A 19,382-nucleotide genomic window follows, 5' to 3' on the forward strand; every position below is an offset into this window, starting at 1 on the left:
GCGGACATCCTCAGGCTCCCATGACGCCGTCGAGGCTGCGGACGGCTGCGATGAGTCTCGGGCGCGCCACCTCCATGAGGAAGCGTGCGTCGGTGATGACGGTGGGGGCGCCGCAATTGACCGACATGGGCGGCAGGCCGCCGCCGGGATGGAACCCCACCGCGATGGCGCAGACGGTTTCCTGCCACTCGCCGAACGAGGTGCAGCAGCCGATCTCCCGATGCTCGGCCACGGCCCGGTCGAGACCGGCCCGGAGCGCGGGCCAGGCGACCGGGTCCAGGGCCTTCAGGTCCTCGTAAATGCCCTCGCGCTCGCGATCCGTGCAGATTGCCACGTAGGCCCGGCCCATGGCGCTGCGGGCGAGGGAGATGCGCGAGCCGGTATCGAGGTTGAGCGAGATCGCCGCCGGGCCGCGCTGGCAATCGACGTAGCGCATGCTGAGACGGTCGCGGACGCCAAGTCCCACCGAGGCGTTGGCGGCTTCGGCCACGGCGCGGAGCACGGGCCGGGCGATGCCGCGGACGTCGAGGCCTCCGAGAGCCGCCGAGCTGAGCGCGATCGTCGCCGTGCCGAGGCGGTAGCGGCCGATCTCGGGCAAATGCTGCAGGTAGCCGAGCTTGGTCAGCGTGTAGGTGAGCCGTGATACGGTGGAGCGCGGCAGGCCGCAGGCCTCCGCGATGTCGTGGTTGGCGAGGCTCGTGCGCCCCGGACCGAAGCAGGCCAGCACCGACAGCCCCCGCGCGAGGGCCGTCACGAAGTGCCGGTCCTCCTTCGCGCCGAGTCCGGCGGTGTCGGGATCGGCCAGCAGGGCCGCGTCCGCATCCATCCGCGCCCTCATCGGTGCAGGAACGCCGCGAAGGCCGCCTGCGCCTCCGGGGCGCGGCGGAGCGCGTGGAAGACCTCCGCCTCCTCGCCGAGCGTCCGGACAACAGCTTCCTCGTGGCCACGGCGCAGGGCCTGCTTGGTGGCGGCGATCGAAGACCGGGGCAGGGCCGCGAGCGCGCGCGCCTTGCCCAGGGCGGACTCCAGCGCCGTCCCCGCCGGGACGGCGGCGTTGACGAGGCCCGCCGCGGCGGCCTCCGCGGCCGTGAAGGGCTCGCCGAGCATCAGGAGTTCGGCGGCGCGCTTCGAACCCGCCACCAGGGGCAGCAGGTAGCTCGATCCGCCCTCCGGGCTCAGGCCGAGCGCCGTGAAGGGCAGGCGGAACCGGGCGCCGTCCCCCGCATAGGCGAGATCGCAATGAAGCAGCAGCGTCGTGCCGATCCCGACCGCATGGCCCTCCACGGCCGCCAGGACTGGCTTCGGGCAGGCGCGCAGAGCCTTGAGGAAGGTCAGGCCGGGGCTGTCGCCGCCGGTCTCGACGTCCTGAAAATCCTTGAGATCGTTGCCGGCGGTGAAGCAGCCGCCGGCGCCGGTGAGCACGACGGCGCGCACCGCCTCGTCCCGGGCCACGGCCTCGATGGCCGCGGTCAGGCCCGCATAGGTCGCCCGATCGAGGGCGTTGCGCCGCTCCGGCCGGTCGATGGTGATGAGCCGGATCCCGGGCTCCGGGTCGGCGACGCGCAGGTTCGGGGGGGCGGATTCACACATCACAGGCGCGCCCCCGTCTCCCGAGCAGGCCGCTGTCCCCTCGCCGGACGGGCAACGGGCGGCGAGAGACGCGTGCCCCCCGCCATCGCCGACGGAGCGCGACAGGCTTCCGCCCCCGTCCGGGGGCGGGGACCGGCACCGCGCTGGGGCGCCGAAGCTCGGATGTCCGGAGCCCGGACCTCCATCGCCCATCCCGTGAAGGGGATGAGACGCGCCGCCTGCGCCGCGAGAGGCGGATGCACCCGGACGCTCACGGCACGGCCTCGCCCGCGTACTCCGCCGACAGGCCGGCCATCCGCCCCCGCGCCGCCGCGTATTCCCGCGCGAGACGGGCCACGAGGTCGGCGGTGGCCGGCGCGTCCGCGATGGTGCCGACGCCCTGGCCCGCGCCCCAGACGTCCCGCCACGCCTTCACGCCGCCGCTGCCGAAATTCATCGCGGTCTTGTCGCGCACCGGCAGCGCCTCGGGATCGAGCCCGGCGGCGCGGATGCTGGGCGTCAGGTAGTTGCCCGGCACGCCGGTGAAGTAGGGGGTGTAGAGGATGTCGGCGGCCGCGCTGCCGGCGATCATGTCCTTGTAGGCGGGGGCGGCGTTCGCCTCCCGGGTGGCGATGAACCGGGTGCCCATGTAGGCGAGGTCGGCCCCCATGGCCTGGGCGGCCAGGATCGCCGCGCCCGAAGTGATCGCCCCCGAGAGGATCAGCGGACCGCCGTAGAACCGCCGGATCTCGCCGACGAGGGCGAAGGGGCTCAGCGTGCCGGCATGCCCGCCCGCGCCGGCGCAGACGAGGATCAGCCCGTCGACCCCGGCCTCCAGCGCCTTCTCGGCATGGCGCACGGTGGTGACGTCGTGGAAGACCACGCCGCCATAGGCGTGAACCGGGCGGATCACCGCGTCGGGCGCCCGCAGCGAGGTGATGATGATCGGCACCCGGTGCCGGACGCAGGCCTCGACGTCCTGGGCCAGCCGGTCGTTGGACGCGTGGACGATCTGATTCACCGCGAAGGGCGCGACCTTGCGCGACGGGTCGGCCGCCCGGGCCTCCGCCAGCGTTCGCGTGATCCGCGTGAGCCATTCGTCGAGCAGAGCGGCGGGCCGGGCATTGAGCGCCGGGAACGAGCCGACCACGCCGGACAGGCACTGGGCGATCACCAGTTCCGGCCCGGAGACGATGAACATCGGCGCGCAGATCACCGGCAGGGCGAGGCGTCCGCGCAGGGCTTCGGGCAGGCGCCCGGACAGGGTCTGCTCGGGACCGTCGCTCACCGCCCGCTCCCTGCCGCCCGATTCCGCGCCGGACAGGCGCTCCCGGGCCGCTCGCCCCGATGGATGCCACGCACCGCGATCCTCCCCTGCTTCGGGCAGCCCGATCATCGCTCACCCGGCGGCGACCGCAACCGAGTCCCGCCCGGGGCCGTTTTGATGACATGGCGCCGGGGCGCGGGTCAAACGGCAGCATCCGTCGATTTCTGCAATGCAGAATGATCGGTTCGGAGATGACGTCAGCCGCAGACGAGTTACGGCCCTCGCTTGACGCTCGCGTCGACCCGGACCAACATTCATCCAACGTGCAGACCATTATTCTGCATTGCAGAATGACAGGGAGTGTTGTGTGGTTCGTCAGGAGGTCGATGGCGGCGTGGCCGTGCTCACGCTCGCCAACCCGCCGGTCAACGCGCTCGGTGCCGCGTTGCGGGCCGCCCTCGACGGGGCCCTGGACCAGGCCATCGCGGACGAATCGGTCCGCGCGATTGTGCTGGCCGCCGAGGGTAAGGTGTTCGTCGGCGGGGCCGACATCACCGAGTTCGGCAAGCCGCAGCAGCCGCCGAGCCTGCCCGACATCCTGGACCGCCTCGATGCCAGCCCGAAGCCCGTGGTGGCGGCCATCAACGGCGTGGCCCTCGGCGGCGGCCTCGAACTGGCGATGGCCTGCCACGGCCGCGTCGCGGCGCCGGCCGCCAAGATCGGCCTGCCGGAGATCAAGCTCGGCATCATACCGGGGGCGGGGGGCACGCAGCGCCTGCCGCGCCTGATCGGGCCCGACGCCGCCTTCCCGATGATGCTCACCGGCGAGCCCGTCTCCGCCGAGAAGGCGGCGGCGCTCGGCATCGTCGACGCCGTGGTCCTGGGCGACCTCGTGGCGGAGGCCCGGACCCGGGCCCTGGAGCTGGCCGATGCGGGCCGCCTCCCGCGGGTGCGCGACCGGTCGGAGAAGCTCACGCCGGAGGCCCGGGAGCGGTTCGAGAGCCTAGCCGCCGAGGCGGTGAAGCGGGATCCCGACGCCACCAACGTCCACGCCCTGGTGCGGGCCGTGCGCGCCGGCCTGGAGCAGGATTTCGACGCCGCCGTCGCGGTGGAGCGGGCCGAGTTCCGCACCCTGGTGGAGGATCCGCGCTCGAAGGCCCTGCGCTACGCCTTCTTCGCCGAGCGCGAGGCGGCGCGGGTGCCCGGCCTGCCGAAGGACATGCCCCGCCGCCCCATCCGGACGGCGGCGGTGATCGGCGCCGGCACGATGGGCGGCGGGATTGCCATGTGCTTCGCCAATGCCGGCATCCCCGTGACGGTGATCGAGACGGAGGCCGGTGCCCTGGAGCGCGGTCTCGACCGGGTGAGGGGCCTCTATGCCGGCTCGGCCAAGCGCGGCTCGATCACCGAGGCGCAGCGCGACGAGCGGGTCGGCCGGATCACGGGGGCGATCGGCCTGGAGAACGCCGCGGAGGCCGACATCGTCATCGAAGCAGCTTTCGAGGACATGGGCGTCAAGCGGGAGATTTTTTCCAAGCTCGACGCCATCGCCAAACCGGGCGCGATCCTGGCCACCAACACCTCCTACCTCGACGTGAACGCCATCGCGGCGGTGACGAGCCGGCCGCAGGACGTGCTCGGCCTGCACTTCTTCAGCCCCGCCAACGTCATGCGCCTCGTGGAGGTAGTCCGGGCCGAGAAGACCGCGCCGGACGTGCTCGCCACCGCCCTGGATCTCGGCAAGCGCCTCAACAAGCTGCCGGTGACGGTGGGGGTCTGCTTCGGCTTCGTCGGCAACCGCATGCTGGAGCGCCGCAGCCGCGCCGGCGAGCGCCTGCTGCTCGAGGGGGCGCTGCCGCACGAGGTCGACACGGCGGTGACCGGTTTCGGCTTCCGGATGGGCCCCTTCGCCATGAGCGATCTCGCGGGGCTCGATATCGGCTGGCGCTCGCGCAAGGATTTCGGAGGCCGGGCGCCGGTCGCCGATTCGCTGGCCGAGCAGGGCCGCTACGGCCAGAAGACCGGCCGCGGCTTCTACCTCTACCCGGACGGCGCCCGCACCGGCACCCGCGACCCGGAGGTCGAGGCGCTGATCACGCGGGTCGCCGCCGAGCATGGCATCGCGCGCCGCAGCTTCACGCCGGACGAGATCGTGGCGCGGCTGATGTACCCGATGGTCAACGAGGGCGCGCGGATCCTGGAGGAGGGCATCGCGGCCCGGCCGGGCGACATCGATACGATCTGGATCAACGGCTACAACTGGCCGGCCTGGCGCGGCGGCCCGATGCACTGGGCCGATACGGTCGGGCTGCGGACGGTCGCCGAGGCGCTGTCGCGCTTCGCGGCCGAGACCGGCGACGACAGCCAGGAACCGGCGCCGCTCCTGAAGCGCCTCGCCGCCGAAGATGGCCGCTTCGCCGAGTGGAAGGCTTCGGCCTGATGCCGTGTCGGCTTGCGCACACCAAGTCCCGGCTTCGAAAGGTCCGGGACCTTTCGCGGGTTCAGGGCAGCGCCCTGCCGACGGCCGAGGCCGCATCCGTCGGGGCCTCGCCCCGACACCCCACCAAAGGGCGTGACGCCCTTTGGGAACCCCAGAGGATTCCGGCATGACCGACGCGGTGATCGTCGCGACCGCTCGCACGCCCATCGGCAAGGCCCATCGCGGCGCGCTGAACCTCACCCGCGGCGCCGATCTGGCCGCCCACGCGATCCGCGGCGCCCTGGACCGGGCGCGGCTAGAGCCGGAGGCGGTCGAGGAGGTGGTGCTCGGCTGCGGCTATCCCGAGAACGCCACGGGCGGCAACGTCGCCCGCCACGCCGCCCTGGTGGCGGGGATCCCGGTCGAGTCGGCCGGCGTCACGGTCTCGCGCTTCTGCGCCTCGGGCCTAGAGGCGATCGCCAGCGCGGCCCGAAGGATCATCATCGACGGGGTACCGGTGGCTGTGGCCGGCGGCGTCGAGTCGATCAGCCTCGTGCAGCCCAAGGTCCAGCGGGAGCTGACCCGCAATGCGTGGCTGGAGGCGCACCTGCCGGCGATCTACATGCCGATGATCGAGACCGCCGACATCGTGGCGGAGCGCTACCAGATCTCCCGGGAGGCGCAGGATCTCTTCGCGCTGGAGAGCCAGCGCCGCACCGCCGCCGCGCAGGAACGCGGATTGTTCGACGACGAGATCGTCCCGATGAGCGCCGTTATGGCGGTGACCGACAAGGCCACCGGCGAGATCCGGGAGGTCGAGACCCGGCTCGCCAAGGACGAGGGCAACCGGCCGGACACGACCCTGGAGGGTCTCGCCAAGCTCAAGCCCGTGCGCGGGGAGGGGGCCTTCATCACGGCGGGCAATGCCAGCCAGCTCTCGGACGGGGCCTCGGCCAGCGTGCTGATGTCGGCCGACGAGGCGGCGCGGCGCGGCCTCGAGCCCCTCGGCATCTTCCGGGGCTTCGCCGCGGCGGGCTGCGGGCCGGACGAGATGGGCATCGGCCCGGTCTTCGCGGTGCCGCGGCTTCTGGAGCGGCAGGGCCTGCGGGTCTCCGACATCGACCTCTGGGAGCTGAACGAGGCCTTCGCGTCCCAGTCGGTCTATTGCCGCGACCGGCTCGGGATCGACCCGGACACGGTCAACGTCAACGGCGGCGCCATCGCGGTCGGCCACCCGTTCGGCATGTCGGGGGCGCGGCTCGTGGGTCACGCCCTGCTGGAAGGCCGCCGCCGCGGCGCGCGCTACGCCGTGGTGACCATGTGCGTCGCCGGCGGCCAGGGCTGTGCCGGCCTGTTCGAGATCGCCCGGAGCTGAATCGATGGATCTGCGCTTCACCGACGAGGAAATCGCGTTCCGCGACGAGGTCCGGAACTTCTGCCGGACGGAGATCCCGGCCGAGATCCGAAAAAAAGTCTCGGAGGGGCGCAGCCTCTCGAAGGACGACTACGTCACCAGCCAGCGGATCCTCAACGCCAAGGGCTGGGCGGTGCCGCACTGGCCGCAGGAATTTGGCGGCCGGGATTGGACCCCGATCCAGCGCTACATCTACACGGAGGAGCTGTTCCAGGCGGCGGTACCCCTGCCGCAGCAGTTCAACTGCTACATGTTCGGCCCGGTGCTGGCGACCTTCGGCCGGCAGGACCAGAAGGAGCGTTTCCTCCCGCGCGCCGCCAACCTCGACGATTGGTGGTGCCAGGGCTTCTCCGAGCCCGGGGCCGGCTCCGACCTCGCCTCGCTCAAGACCAAGGCCGTGCGCGACGGCGACCACTACGTCGTGGACGGCCAGAAGACCTGGACGACGCTCGGCCAGCACGCCGACTGGATCTTCTGCCTGGTCCGCACCGATTTCGAGGCCAAGAAGCAGCGGGGCATCTCCTTTCTGCTCATCGACATGACGACGCCCGGCATCACCGTGCGCCCGATCCTCACCCTGGAGGGCCGGCACGAGGTCAACGAGGTCTTCTTCGACTCTGTCCGCGTGCCGGTCGAGAACCTGGTCGGTGAGGAGAACAAGGGCTGGGACTACGCGAAATTCCTGCTCGCCAACGAGCGGACCGGCATCGCCCGGATCGGGCTAACCAAGGAGCGGATCGCCCGGATCAAGCGCCTCGCCCGGGAAATGCCGGCCGGACCCGGCACGATGTGGGACGATCCCGCCTTCCGGTCCCGCGTCGCGGAGGTCGAGGTCGAGCTGAAGGCCCTGGAGATCACCCAGATGCGGGTGGCGGCCAAGCAGGGCCGGGCGGATTCGGTGGAGCCGGACCCCGCCTCCTCGCTCCTCAAGATCCGCGGCTCGCAGCTCCAGCAGGCGGCGACCGAGCTCCTGGTGGAGCTCGCCGGCCCCTTCGTCCTCGCGGCGCCCGCGCGCGGAGCCGGGGCCAACAACCTGCCCGGCGGCTTCGACTGGGTCGATGCAGCAGCGCCGAGCTACTTCAACAACCGAAAGGTCTCGATCTACGGCGGTTCGAACGAGATCCAGCACAACGTCATCGCCAAGGGCATTCTGGGGTTGTGAGACGATCCCGGATCCGCTTGCAGGCTTGAGAAACGCGGCGGTCGCGGCCTCGGCTCTCCCTCCCCCCCTCTGCGGGGGAGGGTGGCCCCCGAAGGGGGTCGGGAGAGGGGAGCGACGTTTCAGGACGCGGCACGCCCTTCATGCCGGTTGCGCCCTGTCCTGCAGCCGGGTTCCCCTCTCCCGGCCCCTGCTGACGCAGGGGCCACCCTCCCCCGCAGAGGGGGGAGGGAACGTCCGAGGACACCACCATGGATTTCGATCTGAACGAGGACCAGTCGCTCCTGCGCGACAGCGTCGAGCGGTTGGCCGCCGATCTCTACCCGTCCCTGGAAAGCCGGCAGGCGCGGCTCAAGGCGCCGCGCGGCTTCCCCGCGGAGGGCTGGGCGGCTTTTTCCGAACTCGGCGTCACGGGACTGCCCTTCTCGGACGAAGACGGCGGCCTCGGCGGCGGCCCGGTCGAGACCATGCTGGTCATGGAGGCGGTCGGCCGCAACCTCGTGGTCGAGCCGCTGCTGGCGAGCCTCGTTCTCGGCTCGACGGCCCTGCGGCTCGGCGGCAGCGCCGCGCAGAAGGCGCGCCTCGTTCCCGACTTGGTCTCCGGTGACCTGCGCCTGACCCTCGCCCACACCGAGCGCCAGTCCCGCTACGACCTCGCCGACGTGGCGACCACGGCCCGACGCTCCGGCGACGGTTTCGTGCTGAGCGGGGCCAAGAGCGTCGTACCCAACGCCGACGCGGCCGGCCTGATGGTGGTCTCCGCCCGCGTGTCGGGGGAGCGGCGCGACGCGCAGGGGATCGGCCTGTTCCTGGTCCCGGCCGACGCCGCCGGCGTCGCGATCGAGGCCTACCCGACGCAGGATGGCGGCCGGGCCGCGGAGGTGTCCTTCTCGGAGGTACAGCTGCCCGGCGACGCGGCGCTGGGCGATCCCGAAGCCGGCCTGCCGCTGCTGGAGCGGGTGGTGGAGCACGGGATCGCGGGGCTCGCCGCCGAGGCGGTGGGCTCCATGGACGCGCTCCACACGCTCACCGTGGAGTACCTCAAGACCCGCAAGCAGTTCGGCGTCAGCGTCGGCTCGTTCCAGGCGCTGCAGCACCGGGCGGTGGACATGCTGATCCAGCTGGAGCAGGCCCGCTCGATGGCCCTCTACGCCGCCATGATGGTCGACACGCCGGATGCGGCGGCGCGTGCGGCGGCCCTATCGGCCGTGAAGGTCCAGATCAACAAGGCCTGCCGGTATGTCGGCCAGGAGGCCGTGCAGCTCCACGGCGGCATCGGCATGACCCTCGAGTATATCGGCGCCCACCACTTCAAGCGGCTCGCCATGATCGAGTACCAGCTCGGCGACACCGCCCATCACCTGCGCCGCATCACGCAGGACGCGAACGGACTGCTGGCGGCGTAACCCACGCGGACAAGGGGCTTCCAAAGGGCGTGCCCTTTGGTGGGGTGTCGGGGTGAAACCCCGACGAACAGGTCTCCGCCCCAGGCAGGGGAGGCGGAGACCTTGTGAAACCGCCTTCAGACCGTCGAGCGGTCAGTTGAACAGCGAGCCGACCCCGCCCTGCACCCGGCCGAGGCCGGCGCGGGCGACGGAGTTGTTCGGATCGATCGTCGCTGCGCGCTGGTAGTTTTCCATCGCCTCCTTGCGCTGGCCCGACTTCTCGTAGGCCAGGCCGCGATAGGCCCAGGAGGTGGCGTCCTTGTTGTTGACGTTGAGGGCCGCGTTGTAGTCCTCGATCGCCTTCGGGTACTGGTTCGTGGCGATCAGGCTCTGGCCGCGCGCGGCGTAGGGCGCGGACTTGAAGGGGTCGCGGTCGATGGCGGCGTCGAAATCGGCGATCGCCTGCGTGTCCTGACCCTGCTTCTGCCGCACGAGGCCGCGGGCATGATAGGCCTCGGCCGATTCCGGCATCAGCCGGATCGCGACGTTGAGGTCGTTGAGCGCCTGGTCGAGGTTGCCCTGGGCGCGCTCGACATTGGCGCGGCCGATATAGGCCGGGCCGTAATTCGGATCGATCCCGATCGCCTTGGTGAAGTCCTGCAGGGCAGGGCCGTCGCGGCCGATCTGGCGGCTCGCCAGGGCGCGATTGTTGTAGGCGGAGGCGGAGTTCGGATCGAGCTGGATCGCCTTGGTGAAGTCGGCGATGGCATCGTTGAACTGGCCGGCGCGGGCATAGGCGGCGCCGCGGGTGTTGTAGGCGGCCGCGTCGTTCGGGTTGCGCTGCACGACCTCGGTCAGGGAGGCGATGTTGACGTTCGTGGCCCCCGTGGTGTCCTTCTCGAGGACCGCGTATTGCCGCGGGCCGGCCGCGCTCCCGACGGTCTCGCAGCCCGCGAGGCCGGCGGCCGAGACCATGGCTGCGCCGATCAGTGCCGTCTTTCGTCCCAGCCCGTTGCGTACGTTCATTGCCCCACTCTCCCCGAGGCGTCGCCCGCCTTGCGCGTGCCCGCCTCGCCCCTCACAGTCCAAGAGCCCGCGCCGTGCGCCGGGCACGCCCGAATCCGGGGCACCGTCGCGCATCACGGTGAAGGCCGGCTTAAGAAGCGCCGCGTCGTGATCCGGCCCCCGCCCGTCCCGGGGACGAAGGCGGTGCAGGCGGAATCGATCGACAGCATTCGGAACCGACCACGCTGTGGTGGAAGCGGTGGGATGTGGCGAAGGTATGGCTCGACGGTTCCGGGACGCCGCAGGCGGGCTTCCGACCGCCATGCGGCGATGCAGGTGTGCCTTCGAAGCCTCAGGAACCGGCCGGGACGGGCCCGAGGCGGGTCACGTGACCCATCTTCCGGCCGGGACGCGCCTCGCCCTTGCCGTAGAGGTGCAGATGGGCGCCGGGCTCGGCCAGCAGGGCGTGCCAGTCGTCGGCCTGGGCACCGATCAGGTTGCGCATCTCCACCGGCAGGCCGCCGACCCGGCCCGGATCGCCCAGCGGCCAGCCGCAGACGGCCCGCACGTGCTGGGCGAATTGCGAGGTCAGCGCCCCCTCGCTGGTCCAGTGGCCGGAATTGTGGACCCGGGGCGCGATCTCGTTGACCACGAGCCGCTCCGCCCCGTCCTCGCGGACGAGGAACATCTCGACGGCGAGGACGCCGACATAGTCGAGGGCGTCGGCGATCCGACGGGCGATCTCGAGGGCGATGCGGCCCGTCTCCGGCGCCACGCCCGGGGCCGGCACCCGCGTCAGAGCGAGGATGTGATCGCGGTGCTCGTTCTCACACAGGTCGTAGGCCGCGAAGCTGCCGTCGCGCCCGCGGGCGCCCACCACGGAGACCTCGCGCTCGAACGGCACGAAGCCCTCCAGGATCAGCGGCGCGCCGCCGAACTCGGCGAACAGAGCGTTGCGGTCGCCCTCGGCCCGCTCGCGGAGCATGCGCTGCCCCTTGCCGTCGTAGCCGAAGCGGCGGGTCTTGAGCACCGCCGGCAGGCCGATCACCTCGATCGCCCGGTCGAGATCGTCGGGCGTGTCCACCGCCCGGAACGGCGCCGTCGGGATGCCCAGCCCGTTGATGAATTCCTTCTCGGAGAGGCGGTCCTGCGTGGTCGAGAGCGCCCGCGCGTTCGGGTGCAGGGCGGCGTGCCGGGCCAGGATGTCGGCCGTGGCGTGCGGGATATTCTCGAACTCGTAGGTCACGACATCGACGCTGCGCGCGAAGGCGGCCAGCGCCTCGGCATCGTCGTAGGCCGCGCAGGTCGTCCGGGCGGCCACGTCGAAGGCGGGGCTGTCCGCGTCGGGGGCGTAGACGTGCGCCTTGAGGCCGTAATCGGCCGCCGCCAGCGCGATCATGCGCCCGAGTTGGCCTCCACCGACGATGCCGAGGGTGGAGCCGGGGCCGAGGATCTTATCCGTCACGCGTTCTCTTCCGTCACCGGCCGTTCGGCCACCGAGGCGGTCTGGGCCGCGCGCCACGCCTCCAGGCGCTCCGCCAGATCCGGATCGGAGAGCGCCAGGACGGCGGCGGCGAGCAGGGCCGCGTTGATGGCCCCGGCCCGGCCGATCGCCAGGGTCCCCACCGGGATGCCCGCCGGCATCTGGACGATCGAGAGGAGGCTGTCCTGGCCGGACAGGGCCTTGGATTCCACCGGGACGCCGAAGACCGGCAGGCGGGTCATCGCGGCCGCCATGCCGGGCAGGTGCGCGGCGCCGCCCGCCCCCGCGATCACGACCTTGAGGCCGGCCGCGACCGCGCCTTTGGCGAAGGCCACGAGCCGATCCGGCGTGCGGTGGGCCGACACGATGCGCGCGTCGTAGGGTACGCCGAGGGCATCGAGCGTCTCGGCGGCATGCCGCATGGTCGCCCAGTCGGACTGGCTGCCCATGATGATCGCGACCGGAGGCGACGCCATCGTTGATCCCGGAAAAAGAGGGCGCTTACAGGCGGTGCGGGCCCGCGGCAAGGCGCGGCCCGAAGACGTCCACCGGCATCAGGCGATGATGTCCGGCGTGAGCGCGTCCTCGATGTGGAAGATGCGGTCACGCAGGGTGAGCTTGCGCTTCTTCAGACGCTGGATCTGGAGCTGGTCGCCAGCCACGCTGCGCTCCAGCGCCTCGATGGCACCGTCGAGATCCCGGTGCTCCTCGCGCAGCCGCGCCAGTTCGCCCAGGAGGTCCGACTGCGCACTCTCACCCGCCTCGTCCGCCATCGTCACCTGAGGACCCGAAGACCGTTCATGGCCCGAGAGCATGCGTCACGCTCCGGCGCCGGACAAGACGGCGCGGTAAGCAATCATCAGACTTAGCAGCAGAAAACGCTTCGACAGGTACGGCATCTTGTGCCAATGTCGGTGTGTCGAAACGATGACAGGAGATTCGGCTCATGTCGCTGCAGACGCATCTGAACCAACTCGCCCGGAAGCACGAAGCCCTCGAGCGTGAGATTCAGGAAGCGATCCACAGGCCTTCGGCGAACGACCTTCACATCGCCGAGATGAAGCGACGGAAACTCCTTCTCAAGGACGAGATCAACAGGCTGCAGGCGAACGGCAATACGCTGCACTGAGCCCCTGATCCGTCCGCACGGATAGCAGAAACGGCACGACAGCTGCCGCCGCATCGGGAGACCGGTGCGGCGGTTTTGCGTTCTGCGACCGCTCGTTTGGAGAAACGGCCGCCTCGGGATCGCCGATCCGGGCGGGCGTCGTGCTCTCGCGGATGTGACCCCGGAGCCTTGGCGACGGGGCGCCTGCCGCGCCCGCACGCCCGGGGATCGAAACAGACGACCCGCGACCTCCCGGCAGATGCATTTCCCGCCGGCCACGCCGAGGCGCCCGGCTTCGAAGCCGCCGATCCGGGATGCATCCGGCGAACGCGTCACGGAGCACCCCGATCGCGCGAGCGAAGGCGCGCGGCGGTTCCGGCGACCCACAACCGGCCTCGCACCCGCGGAAGAATGCGCTACTCTGGGCCCCGCCGCCGGAGAGCGGCCCGCGAGGAAACGCCGAACCGATGACGAGAGCCAGCCTGCCGGGCCGCTACCCGGACATGTACGACTCGGCCCGCCGCGATCCGGAGGCGTTCTGGCTCGGCGCGGCGCAGGCGCTCGACTGGGCGCATGTCCCGCAGCGGGCCTTCGCGCCGGATTCCGGCCCCTACGGCCGCTGGTTTCCGGACGGCACCCTGAACGCCTGCCACAATGCCGTGGACCGTCACGCCGACGGAGCGCGGGCGGATCAGGTGGCGATCCGCTACGATTCGCCCGTCACCGGGACCAAGCGCAGCATCACCTACCGCGCGTTGCGCGACGAGGTGGCGGTACTGGCCGCCGTCCTCGCCGGCCTCGGCGTCGGCAAGGGCGACCGGGTGATCCTCTACATGCCGATGGTGCCCGAGGCCCTGTTCGGCATGCTGGCCTGCGCACGGCTCGGCGCGGTGCATTCGGTCGTGTTCGGCGGCTTCGCGGCCAACGAGCTGGCGGTGCGGATCGAGGACGCGGCGCCGAAGGTGGTGCTCGCCGCCTCCTGCGGGATCGAGCCGAACCGCGTGGTCGCCTACAAGCCGCTCCTCGACGCGGCGATCGCGGCCTCGCGCCACAAGCCGGAAGCCTGCCTAGTCCTGCAGCGCCCGCAGGCCGCCGCGACGCTCATGCCGGAGCGGGACCGCGACTGGGCCGAGACCGTGGCGGCCGCCCGTGCGGCGGGGCAGCGGGCGGCCTGCGTGCCGGTCGCCGCCACCGACCCGCTCTACATCCTCTACACCTCCGGGACGACCGGGAAGCCCAAGGGCGTGGTCCGCGATACCGGCGGCTACCTCGTCGCCCTCGCGTGGTCGATGCCGAACCTCTACGGCGTCCAGCCCGGCGAGACCTATTTCTGCGCCTCCGACATCGGCTGGGTCGTCGGGCACTCCTACATCGTCTACGCGTCGCTCCTGCACGGCTGCACCACGGTCCTGTACGAGGGCAAGCCGGTGGGCACGCCGGATGCCGGCGCATTCTGGCGGGTCGTCGCCGAGTACGGGGTCGTGTGCCTGTTCACCGCGCCGACGGCGCTGCGGGCCATCAAGAAGGAGGATTCCGCCGGCGCCCGGATCGCCGATTACGACCTCTCCGCCTTCCGCAGCCTGTTCCTCGCGGGCGAGCGCGCCGATCCCGATTCGGTCGCCTGGGCCGAGCGGGTGCTGAACCGGCCGGTGATCGACCATTGGTGGCAGACCGAGACCGGCTGGCCGATCGCCGGCAACCCGATGGGTCTCGGCCTCCTGCCGGTGAAGCACGGCAGCACCTGCGTGCCGATGCCGGGCTACCGGGTCGAGGTGCTGGACGAGGGCGGCAAACCGGTCCCGGCCGGGACCATGGGCACCATCGCGATCCGCCTGCCCCTGCCCCCCGGCTGCCTGCCGACGCTCTGGGGCTCGGACGCGCGCATGCGGTCGAGCTACCTTTCCACGTTCCCGGGCTACTACGACACCTCGGATGCCGGGGTGATCGACGCGGACGGCTACATCACGGTGCTGGGACGCACCGACGACATCATCAACGTCGCCGGGCACCGCCTGTCTACCGGCGGCATGGAGGCAGTGCTGGCGGGCCATCCGGACGTGGCCGAGTGCGCGGTCATCGGCATCCGGGACGCCCTGAAGGGCGAAGTCCCCTGTGGCTTCGTGGTGCTCAAGGCCGGCGTCGACCGGCCGACCGAGACGATCGAGCGGGAACTCGTGGCCAAGGTGCGCGACGAGATCGGCCCCGTGGCGGCGTTCAAGCTGGCCCTCACCGTGCCGCGGCTGCCCAAGACCCGCTCGGGCAAGATCCTGCGGGCCACCATGAAGCGCATCGCCGACCACGAGCCCTGGACGATGCCGGCGACGATCGACGACGCCGCGGCCCTCGACGAGATCGACGAGAGCCTGAAGGGGCGGGGAATCGGCGCCGATTGAGGGGCCGGACGATCCCGCGATCGGGACAGGCGCCGAGTCCAGGCGGCTCTCCCCCGCGCGGTGCCGGGACACGGCGCGGCCCAACCGCGTCCTGCGGATAGAGCCGGAGCGGCGGTGAGGGGGGCGATGCAGGATGTGGCCGCCCTGACCCGCCGTCGCCCCTCTGCGGCCGCCGCGCTCAGCGCGCCTGCGTGATCCGCAGATTTCCGCCCGGCGCCACTGCCCCGGGAACGCGAGTGCGGCCTCCCCCACGCTCAGGGGAGAGGCGACGGGTGGGGGCGGGGCAGATGGCACCGCACCGCTCGAGCCTGCGCCATTCCGCACGGGATCTGCGACCTCGTTCGCCGCCCCCCGGGGAGGCGACGATCGCCGCATCGCCACCCTGGCACGCTCTGGGACGCCGCCACTCCCCGGTGAGAGCGCGCGCAGGCTGCCGGGCAGGTTCCCGGGCCGCATGACCCGCGTGCGCGGCGCCGCCGCCGGTCTCAATACGCCAACGCCCATTGCGCTTCGGATGCCCATCACCATCTCTAAACCATCCAACGGGATGGCCTGGAGATGTTTCGACGATGACCGACACCGCGCGCGACCTCCGTCCGAAGGTGCCGGACAGCGAGAAGATCACGGTCAATCTCGGCTTCGTCGATCTCGGGCGCGTCGACCTGATGGTCCGCGACGGCTTCTACGCCAACCGGGCCGACTTCATCCGCACGGCCGTGCGCAATCAGCTGGACCGGCAGGAGGAGGCGGTCCGGCAGTCGGTGGCGCGGCGCCAGCTCCGGCTGGGGCTCTCGCACTTCTCCCGCGCGGACCTGGAAGCGGCCCGGGATGCCGGCTCCCCCCTGCACATCCAGGTCCTGGGCCTCGCCACGATCGCCACCGACGTCACCCCCGAACTGGCGCGGGCCGCGATCGCGTCCGTGGAGGTCCTGGGTGCCTTCCAGGCCAGCGCCGCCGTCAAGGCGGCACTGGCCGACCGGACCACCTGACCGTCCGCGCCCCGGTCGCGCGGAATCTCCACCCGAACCACGCCGTATGAGGATCCTCCCCATGTTCCGTTTCCCCAAGATTGACCCGTCGAAGCTCGACCTCTCGGCGTTCGGAATGTCGCAATTCGACCCGCACGCCTTCGGATCCGCGACGGCGAAGGACAGGGGAACGGGGCCAGGAACCGGGGCAGCGGACCGGACCGCCCGGATGCAGGACGCGATGGCGCGGTTCCGCCGTGGCCAGGAGGCCGCCGTCGCGCAATGGACCGAGGCACGACGCGGCATGGCAGACCGGCCCGGCACCGCCGGTCATGCCGAGCAGACCCTCGACATGGAGGCGCCGACGGCAGCCGGCGGTGCCTGGACGGCGCCGGATCAAGGCGGCGGTTCGCGGCCGGGGACGGCTCCGGACCTGTCGGCGATGTTGCGCGCCCTGCGCGAGCGGCTACCGAATGCCGGCCCGTCAGGCCGCCGCCCTGCCGCCGAAGTCCCGCCCGGCGCGCGGTTCGAGGATCGCGTTTTCACGGAGGCCGCCGGCAGCCGGGGCTACAAGGTCTACGTCCCGAGCGGCTACCGGGGTCAGGCCCTGCCCGTCATCGTGATGCTGCACGGCTGCACCCAGAACCCCGACGATTTCGCGGCCGGCACGCGGATGAACGCCCTGGCCGAGGAGCAGACGTTCCTGGTCGCCTATCCAGAACAGCCCCCGTCGGCCAACCTGCAGCGCTGCTGGAACTGGTACACGGCGGGCGACCAAGTCCGCGAGGGCGGCGAGCCGGCGCTGATCGCCGGCATCGCCCGGTCGGTCGTGGCGGAGTTCTCGGCCGATCCCGGCCGGGTCTACGCGGCCGGGCTCTCGGCCGGCGGCGCCGCGGCGGCGATCCTGGCGGCGACCTATCCGGACCTGTTCGCGGCCGTGGGCATCCATTCCGGGCTGGCCTGCGGGGCGGCCCGGGACATGCCCACCGCCTTCGCGGCCATGCAGGGGCAAGGGTCGGCACCGGGGCCGAATCGGCAGGCGGTCCCGACCATCGTGTTCCACGGCGACGGCGACCGAACCGTGCATCCCGTCAATGGCGATCGGGTCGCGGCGCAGGCCGTGCCGGCCCCGGGCCTGGACGAGACGGTCAGCCGGGGCACGAGCCCCGGGGGCATGGCCTATACCCGGACGGTCCGCAGCGACGCGACCGGCCGGCCGGTGCTGGAGCAGTGGGTTCTGCACGGGGCCGGGCACGCCTGGTCGGGCGGAAGCCCCGACGGATCCTACACCGATCCGCGCGGGCCCGATGCCAGCGGCGAGATGGTCCGGTTCTTCCTGGCGCAGGAAGGAGCATCCGCGGACCGTGCCTGATCGTGCCCCTGACCGCGGCGAGCGACGGCGCGGCCGGTCCGCCGCGCCGTCACCGTCGGGCGCTCAGGAGGGTGTCAATCGGCGTCCGAATCGTCGGCGTCATCCTCCAGGCCGGCGGGGGCCGATCGGTCCAGCGCCGGCGCGTAGGCGTCCTGCGTCGCATTCGTCGACACCGATGCCGGCACGCTCCGCGCGTTCGGGTCGGTCGGGATCAGGGTCGCGCTGGCCGCGACGAGGCCGGCCATCGAGCGGACGTCCTGGGGCTGGCGCGGATCGCGGGAGATCAGCGTGGCCTCCCGCTGCAGACGGAGATTGCAGGCCTGCGAGGGCAGCCCGCCATTCGGCGTGCAGGCATCGTGGCGGGCGCAGGCGGCGTCGAGGGCATCGATCGGCGGCAGCGGGGCGTTGTTGCCCGGACCGCAATAATTGCCGTGAACGAGCATCTTGGGTCCGCCGAAGGCGGCCGGCTGGGCATATGACGGCGCCGCGAGGGCGGCGCAGCCGGCGGCCAGAAGGAGCGAGGCGGCAAGTTTCGTGATCATCATTCAGGACCTCGGGCGATCTCGCCCCCTCAGGCGGTTCGCGTCGTGGCGACAGCGTCAGAAACGGTCAGCCGCATCGGCGAGTTCCCGAACCCCCAGCCGCAGGGCTGACCTGCCGCAGCGCGCTGGCCGGCGCGGCCGTCCTGCGCCAGATTGACCGGACGCATCCGGAGCCACCCATGACTGCACGCCTGTTCGAACCGCTGGTTCTCGACGCGCTCACGCTCGAGAACCGCATCCTGATCGCCCCGATGTGCCAGTATTCGGCCCGGGACGGCGAAGCCACCGACTGGCACATGATGCATCTGGGCCAGCTCGCCATGTCGGGGGCGGGCCTGCTCACCCTGGAGGCGACCGCGGTCTCGCCGGAGGCCCGGATCACCGCCTGGGACCTCGGCCTGTACAACGACGGCTGCGAGCGGGCGCTCGGCCGCGTGCTTGACGCGGTGCGCGAATACGCGCCGATCCCGATCTGCATCCAGATCGCCCATGCCGGCCGCAAGGCATCGAGCGCGGCGCCCTGGGCCGGCGGCCAGCAGATCCCGCCGGAGCATCCCTACGGCTGGCGCACCGAGGCGCCCTCGGCGGTGGCGCACGGGGAGGACGAGGTCCCACCCCACGCCCTCGACGCCGCCGACCTGAAGCGCGTCCGCGACGAGTTCGTTGCGACCGCCAAGCGGGCCGTCCGGCTCGGCATCGAGGCTGTGGAGTTGCACGGCGCCCACGGCTACCTGCTGCACCAGTTCCTGTCGCCGATCGCCAACAAGCGCACGGACGCCTACGGCGGCAGCCTCGAGAACCGCATGCGCTTCCCCCTCGAGGTCTACGACGCGGTGCGCGACGTCGTCCCGGCGGGCAGCCCGGTCTGGCTGCGCGTCTCGGCCACCGACTGGGTCGAGGACGGCTGGGACCTCGACGAGACCGTGGCGCTGGCCCAGGCGCTGAAGCGCGCGGGCTCGCCGGCGCTCCACGTCTCGACGGGCGGCGTCTCGCCGAAACAGGCGATCAAGCTCGGGCCGGGCTACCAAGTGCCCTATGCCGAGCGTCTCAAGGCCGAGACCGGGCTCACCACCATCGCGGTGGGGCTGATCACGGAAGCCCGGCAGGCGGAGACGATCCTGCAGGAGGACAGGGCGGACGCGATCTCGCTGGCCCGCGCCATGCTGTACGATCCGCGCTGGCCCTGGCACGCGGCCGCCGAACTCGGAGCCCGCGTGCGGGCGCCCAAGCAGTACTGGCGCTCGCAGCCGCGGGAGTACAAGGACCTGTTCAAGGACACGGCCTTCGGGCAGCGCTGA

17 protein-coding genes are annotated in these 19,382 nt (G+C 71.7%); 9 read left to right on the forward strand and 8 right to left on the reverse strand.

Going from position 1 to position 19,382, the window contains the following annotated elements; all coding sequences use genetic code 11:
- Positions 1–10: 10 nt before the first annotated feature.
- The 3 genes from P9K36_RS06730 to P9K36_RS06740 form a co-directional block, all read right to left on the reverse strand.
- Positions 11–826, reverse strand: a complete 816-nt coding sequence (locus P9K36_RS06730; RefSeq protein ID WP_051976095.1) for an IclR family transcriptional regulator — start codon at positions 824–826, stop codon at positions 11–13.
- An 8-nt stretch (positions 827–834) separates the two neighbouring features.
- Positions 835–1,590, reverse strand: a complete 756-nt coding sequence (locus P9K36_RS06735; RefSeq protein WP_043383425.1) for an enoyl-CoA hydratase-related protein — start codon at positions 1,588–1,590, stop codon at positions 835–837.
- Between the two features lie 250 nt (positions 1,591–1,840).
- Entirely contained in the window at positions 1,841–2,857 is a 1,017-nt protein-coding gene (locus P9K36_RS06740; protein WP_170867489.1) for a nitronate monooxygenase family protein, read from the reverse strand.
- A 346-nt stretch (positions 2,858–3,203) separates the two neighbouring features.
- Between P9K36_RS06740 and P9K36_RS06745 the strand changes: the two genes are divergently transcribed.
- From P9K36_RS06745 to P9K36_RS06760, 4 genes are all read left to right on the forward strand, one after another.
- Entirely contained in the window at positions 3,204–5,276 is a 2,073-nt protein-coding gene (locus P9K36_RS06745) for a 3-hydroxyacyl-CoA dehydrogenase NAD-binding domain-containing protein (protein ID WP_053609164.1), read from the forward strand.
- A 166-nt stretch (positions 5,277–5,442) separates the two neighbouring features.
- The gene (locus tag P9K36_RS06750; RefSeq protein WP_278306715.1) at positions 5,443–6,630 is read left to right on the forward strand and encodes an acetyl-CoA C-acyltransferase; all 1,188 of its coding nucleotides are present in this window, start codon (positions 5,443–5,445) and stop codon (positions 6,628–6,630) included.
- A 4-nt stretch (positions 6,631–6,634) separates the two neighbouring features.
- Positions 6,635–7,831, forward strand: a complete 1,197-nt coding sequence (locus tag P9K36_RS06755; protein ID WP_278306716.1) for an acyl-CoA dehydrogenase family protein — start codon at positions 6,635–6,637, stop codon at positions 7,829–7,831.
- A 248-nt stretch (positions 7,832–8,079) separates the two neighbouring features.
- Positions 8,080–9,234 carry an acyl-CoA dehydrogenase gene (locus P9K36_RS06760; RefSeq protein WP_278306717.1) on the forward strand — a complete coding sequence of 385 codons (1,155 nt, stop codon included), beginning with the start codon at positions 8,080–8,082 and terminating at the stop codon, positions 9,232–9,234.
- A 132-nt stretch (positions 9,235–9,366) separates the two neighbouring features.
- Here P9K36_RS06760 and P9K36_RS06765 read toward each other — a convergent pair whose 3' ends face one another.
- The 4 genes from P9K36_RS06765 to P9K36_RS06780 form a co-directional block, all read right to left on the reverse strand.
- Positions 9,367–10,239 carry a tetratricopeptide repeat protein gene (locus tag P9K36_RS06765; protein WP_043347979.1) on the reverse strand — a complete coding sequence of 291 codons (873 nt, stop codon included), beginning with the start codon at positions 10,237–10,239 and terminating at the stop codon, positions 9,367–9,369.
- Positions 10,240–10,570: 331 nt separating this feature from the next.
- Positions 10,571–11,683, reverse strand: a complete 1,113-nt coding sequence (locus tag P9K36_RS06770) for a 5-(carboxyamino)imidazole ribonucleotide synthase (RefSeq protein ID WP_043383440.1) — start codon at positions 11,681–11,683, stop codon at positions 10,571–10,573.
- On the reverse strand, positions 11,680–12,177 hold the full coding sequence (gene purE / locus P9K36_RS06775; protein ID WP_043756154.1) for a 5-(carboxyamino)imidazole ribonucleotide mutase: 498 nt from the start codon (positions 12,175–12,177) through the stop codon (positions 11,680–11,682). Before purE ends, P9K36_RS06770 begins: the two co-directional genes overlap by 4 nt.
- A gap of 78 nt (positions 12,178–12,255) precedes the next feature.
- Complete coding sequence (locus tag P9K36_RS06780; RefSeq protein WP_078947082.1) at positions 12,256–12,516, reverse strand: DUF465 domain-containing protein; 261 nt, start codon at positions 12,514–12,516, stop codon at positions 12,256–12,258.
- A 131-nt stretch (positions 12,517–12,647) separates the two neighbouring features.
- Here P9K36_RS06780 and P9K36_RS06785 point away from each other — a divergent pair, with 131 nt between their 5' ends.
- From P9K36_RS06785 to P9K36_RS06800, 4 genes are all read left to right on the forward strand, one after another.
- A complete protein-coding gene (locus P9K36_RS06785) occupies positions 12,648–12,830 on the forward strand; it encodes a DUF465 domain-containing protein (protein WP_043347966.1) in 183 nt (60 codons plus the stop codon).
- A 446-nt stretch (positions 12,831–13,276) separates the two neighbouring features.
- Positions 13,277–15,202: a propionyl-CoA synthetase gene (locus P9K36_RS06790; RefSeq protein ID WP_278306719.1), complete on the forward strand. Its 1,926-nt coding sequence runs from the start codon at positions 13,277–13,279 to the stop codon at positions 15,200–15,202.
- A gap of 569 nt (positions 15,203–15,771) precedes the next feature.
- Positions 15,772–16,191 carry a CopG family transcriptional regulator gene (locus P9K36_RS06795; RefSeq protein ID WP_043347948.1) on the forward strand — a complete coding sequence of 140 codons (420 nt, stop codon included), beginning with the start codon at positions 15,772–15,774 and terminating at the stop codon, positions 16,189–16,191.
- A gap of 61 nt (positions 16,192–16,252) precedes the next feature.
- Positions 16,253–17,542, forward strand: a complete 1,290-nt coding sequence (locus tag P9K36_RS06800) for a PHB depolymerase family esterase (RefSeq protein WP_278306720.1) — start codon at positions 16,253–16,255, stop codon at positions 17,540–17,542.
- 74 nt (positions 17,543–17,616) lie between these two features.
- Here P9K36_RS06800 and P9K36_RS06805 read toward each other — a convergent pair whose 3' ends face one another.
- Positions 17,617–18,087, reverse strand: coding sequence for a hypothetical protein (locus tag P9K36_RS06805; protein ID WP_051044695.1), 471 nt, complete (start codon positions 18,085–18,087; stop codon positions 17,617–17,619).
- 176 nt (positions 18,088–18,263) lie between these two features.
- On the opposite strand from P9K36_RS06805, the gene P9K36_RS06810 reads away from it, so the two are divergent.
- Complete coding sequence (locus P9K36_RS06810) at positions 18,264–19,382, forward strand: NADH:flavin oxidoreductase/NADH oxidase (protein ID WP_278306721.1); 1,119 nt, start codon at positions 18,264–18,266, stop codon at positions 19,380–19,382.

This window comes from Methylobacterium sp. 391_Methyba4 (genome assembly GCF_029691625.1).
Taxonomy (GTDB): Bacteria; Pseudomonadota; Alphaproteobacteria; order Rhizobiales; family Beijerinckiaceae; genus Methylobacterium; species Methylobacterium fujisawaense.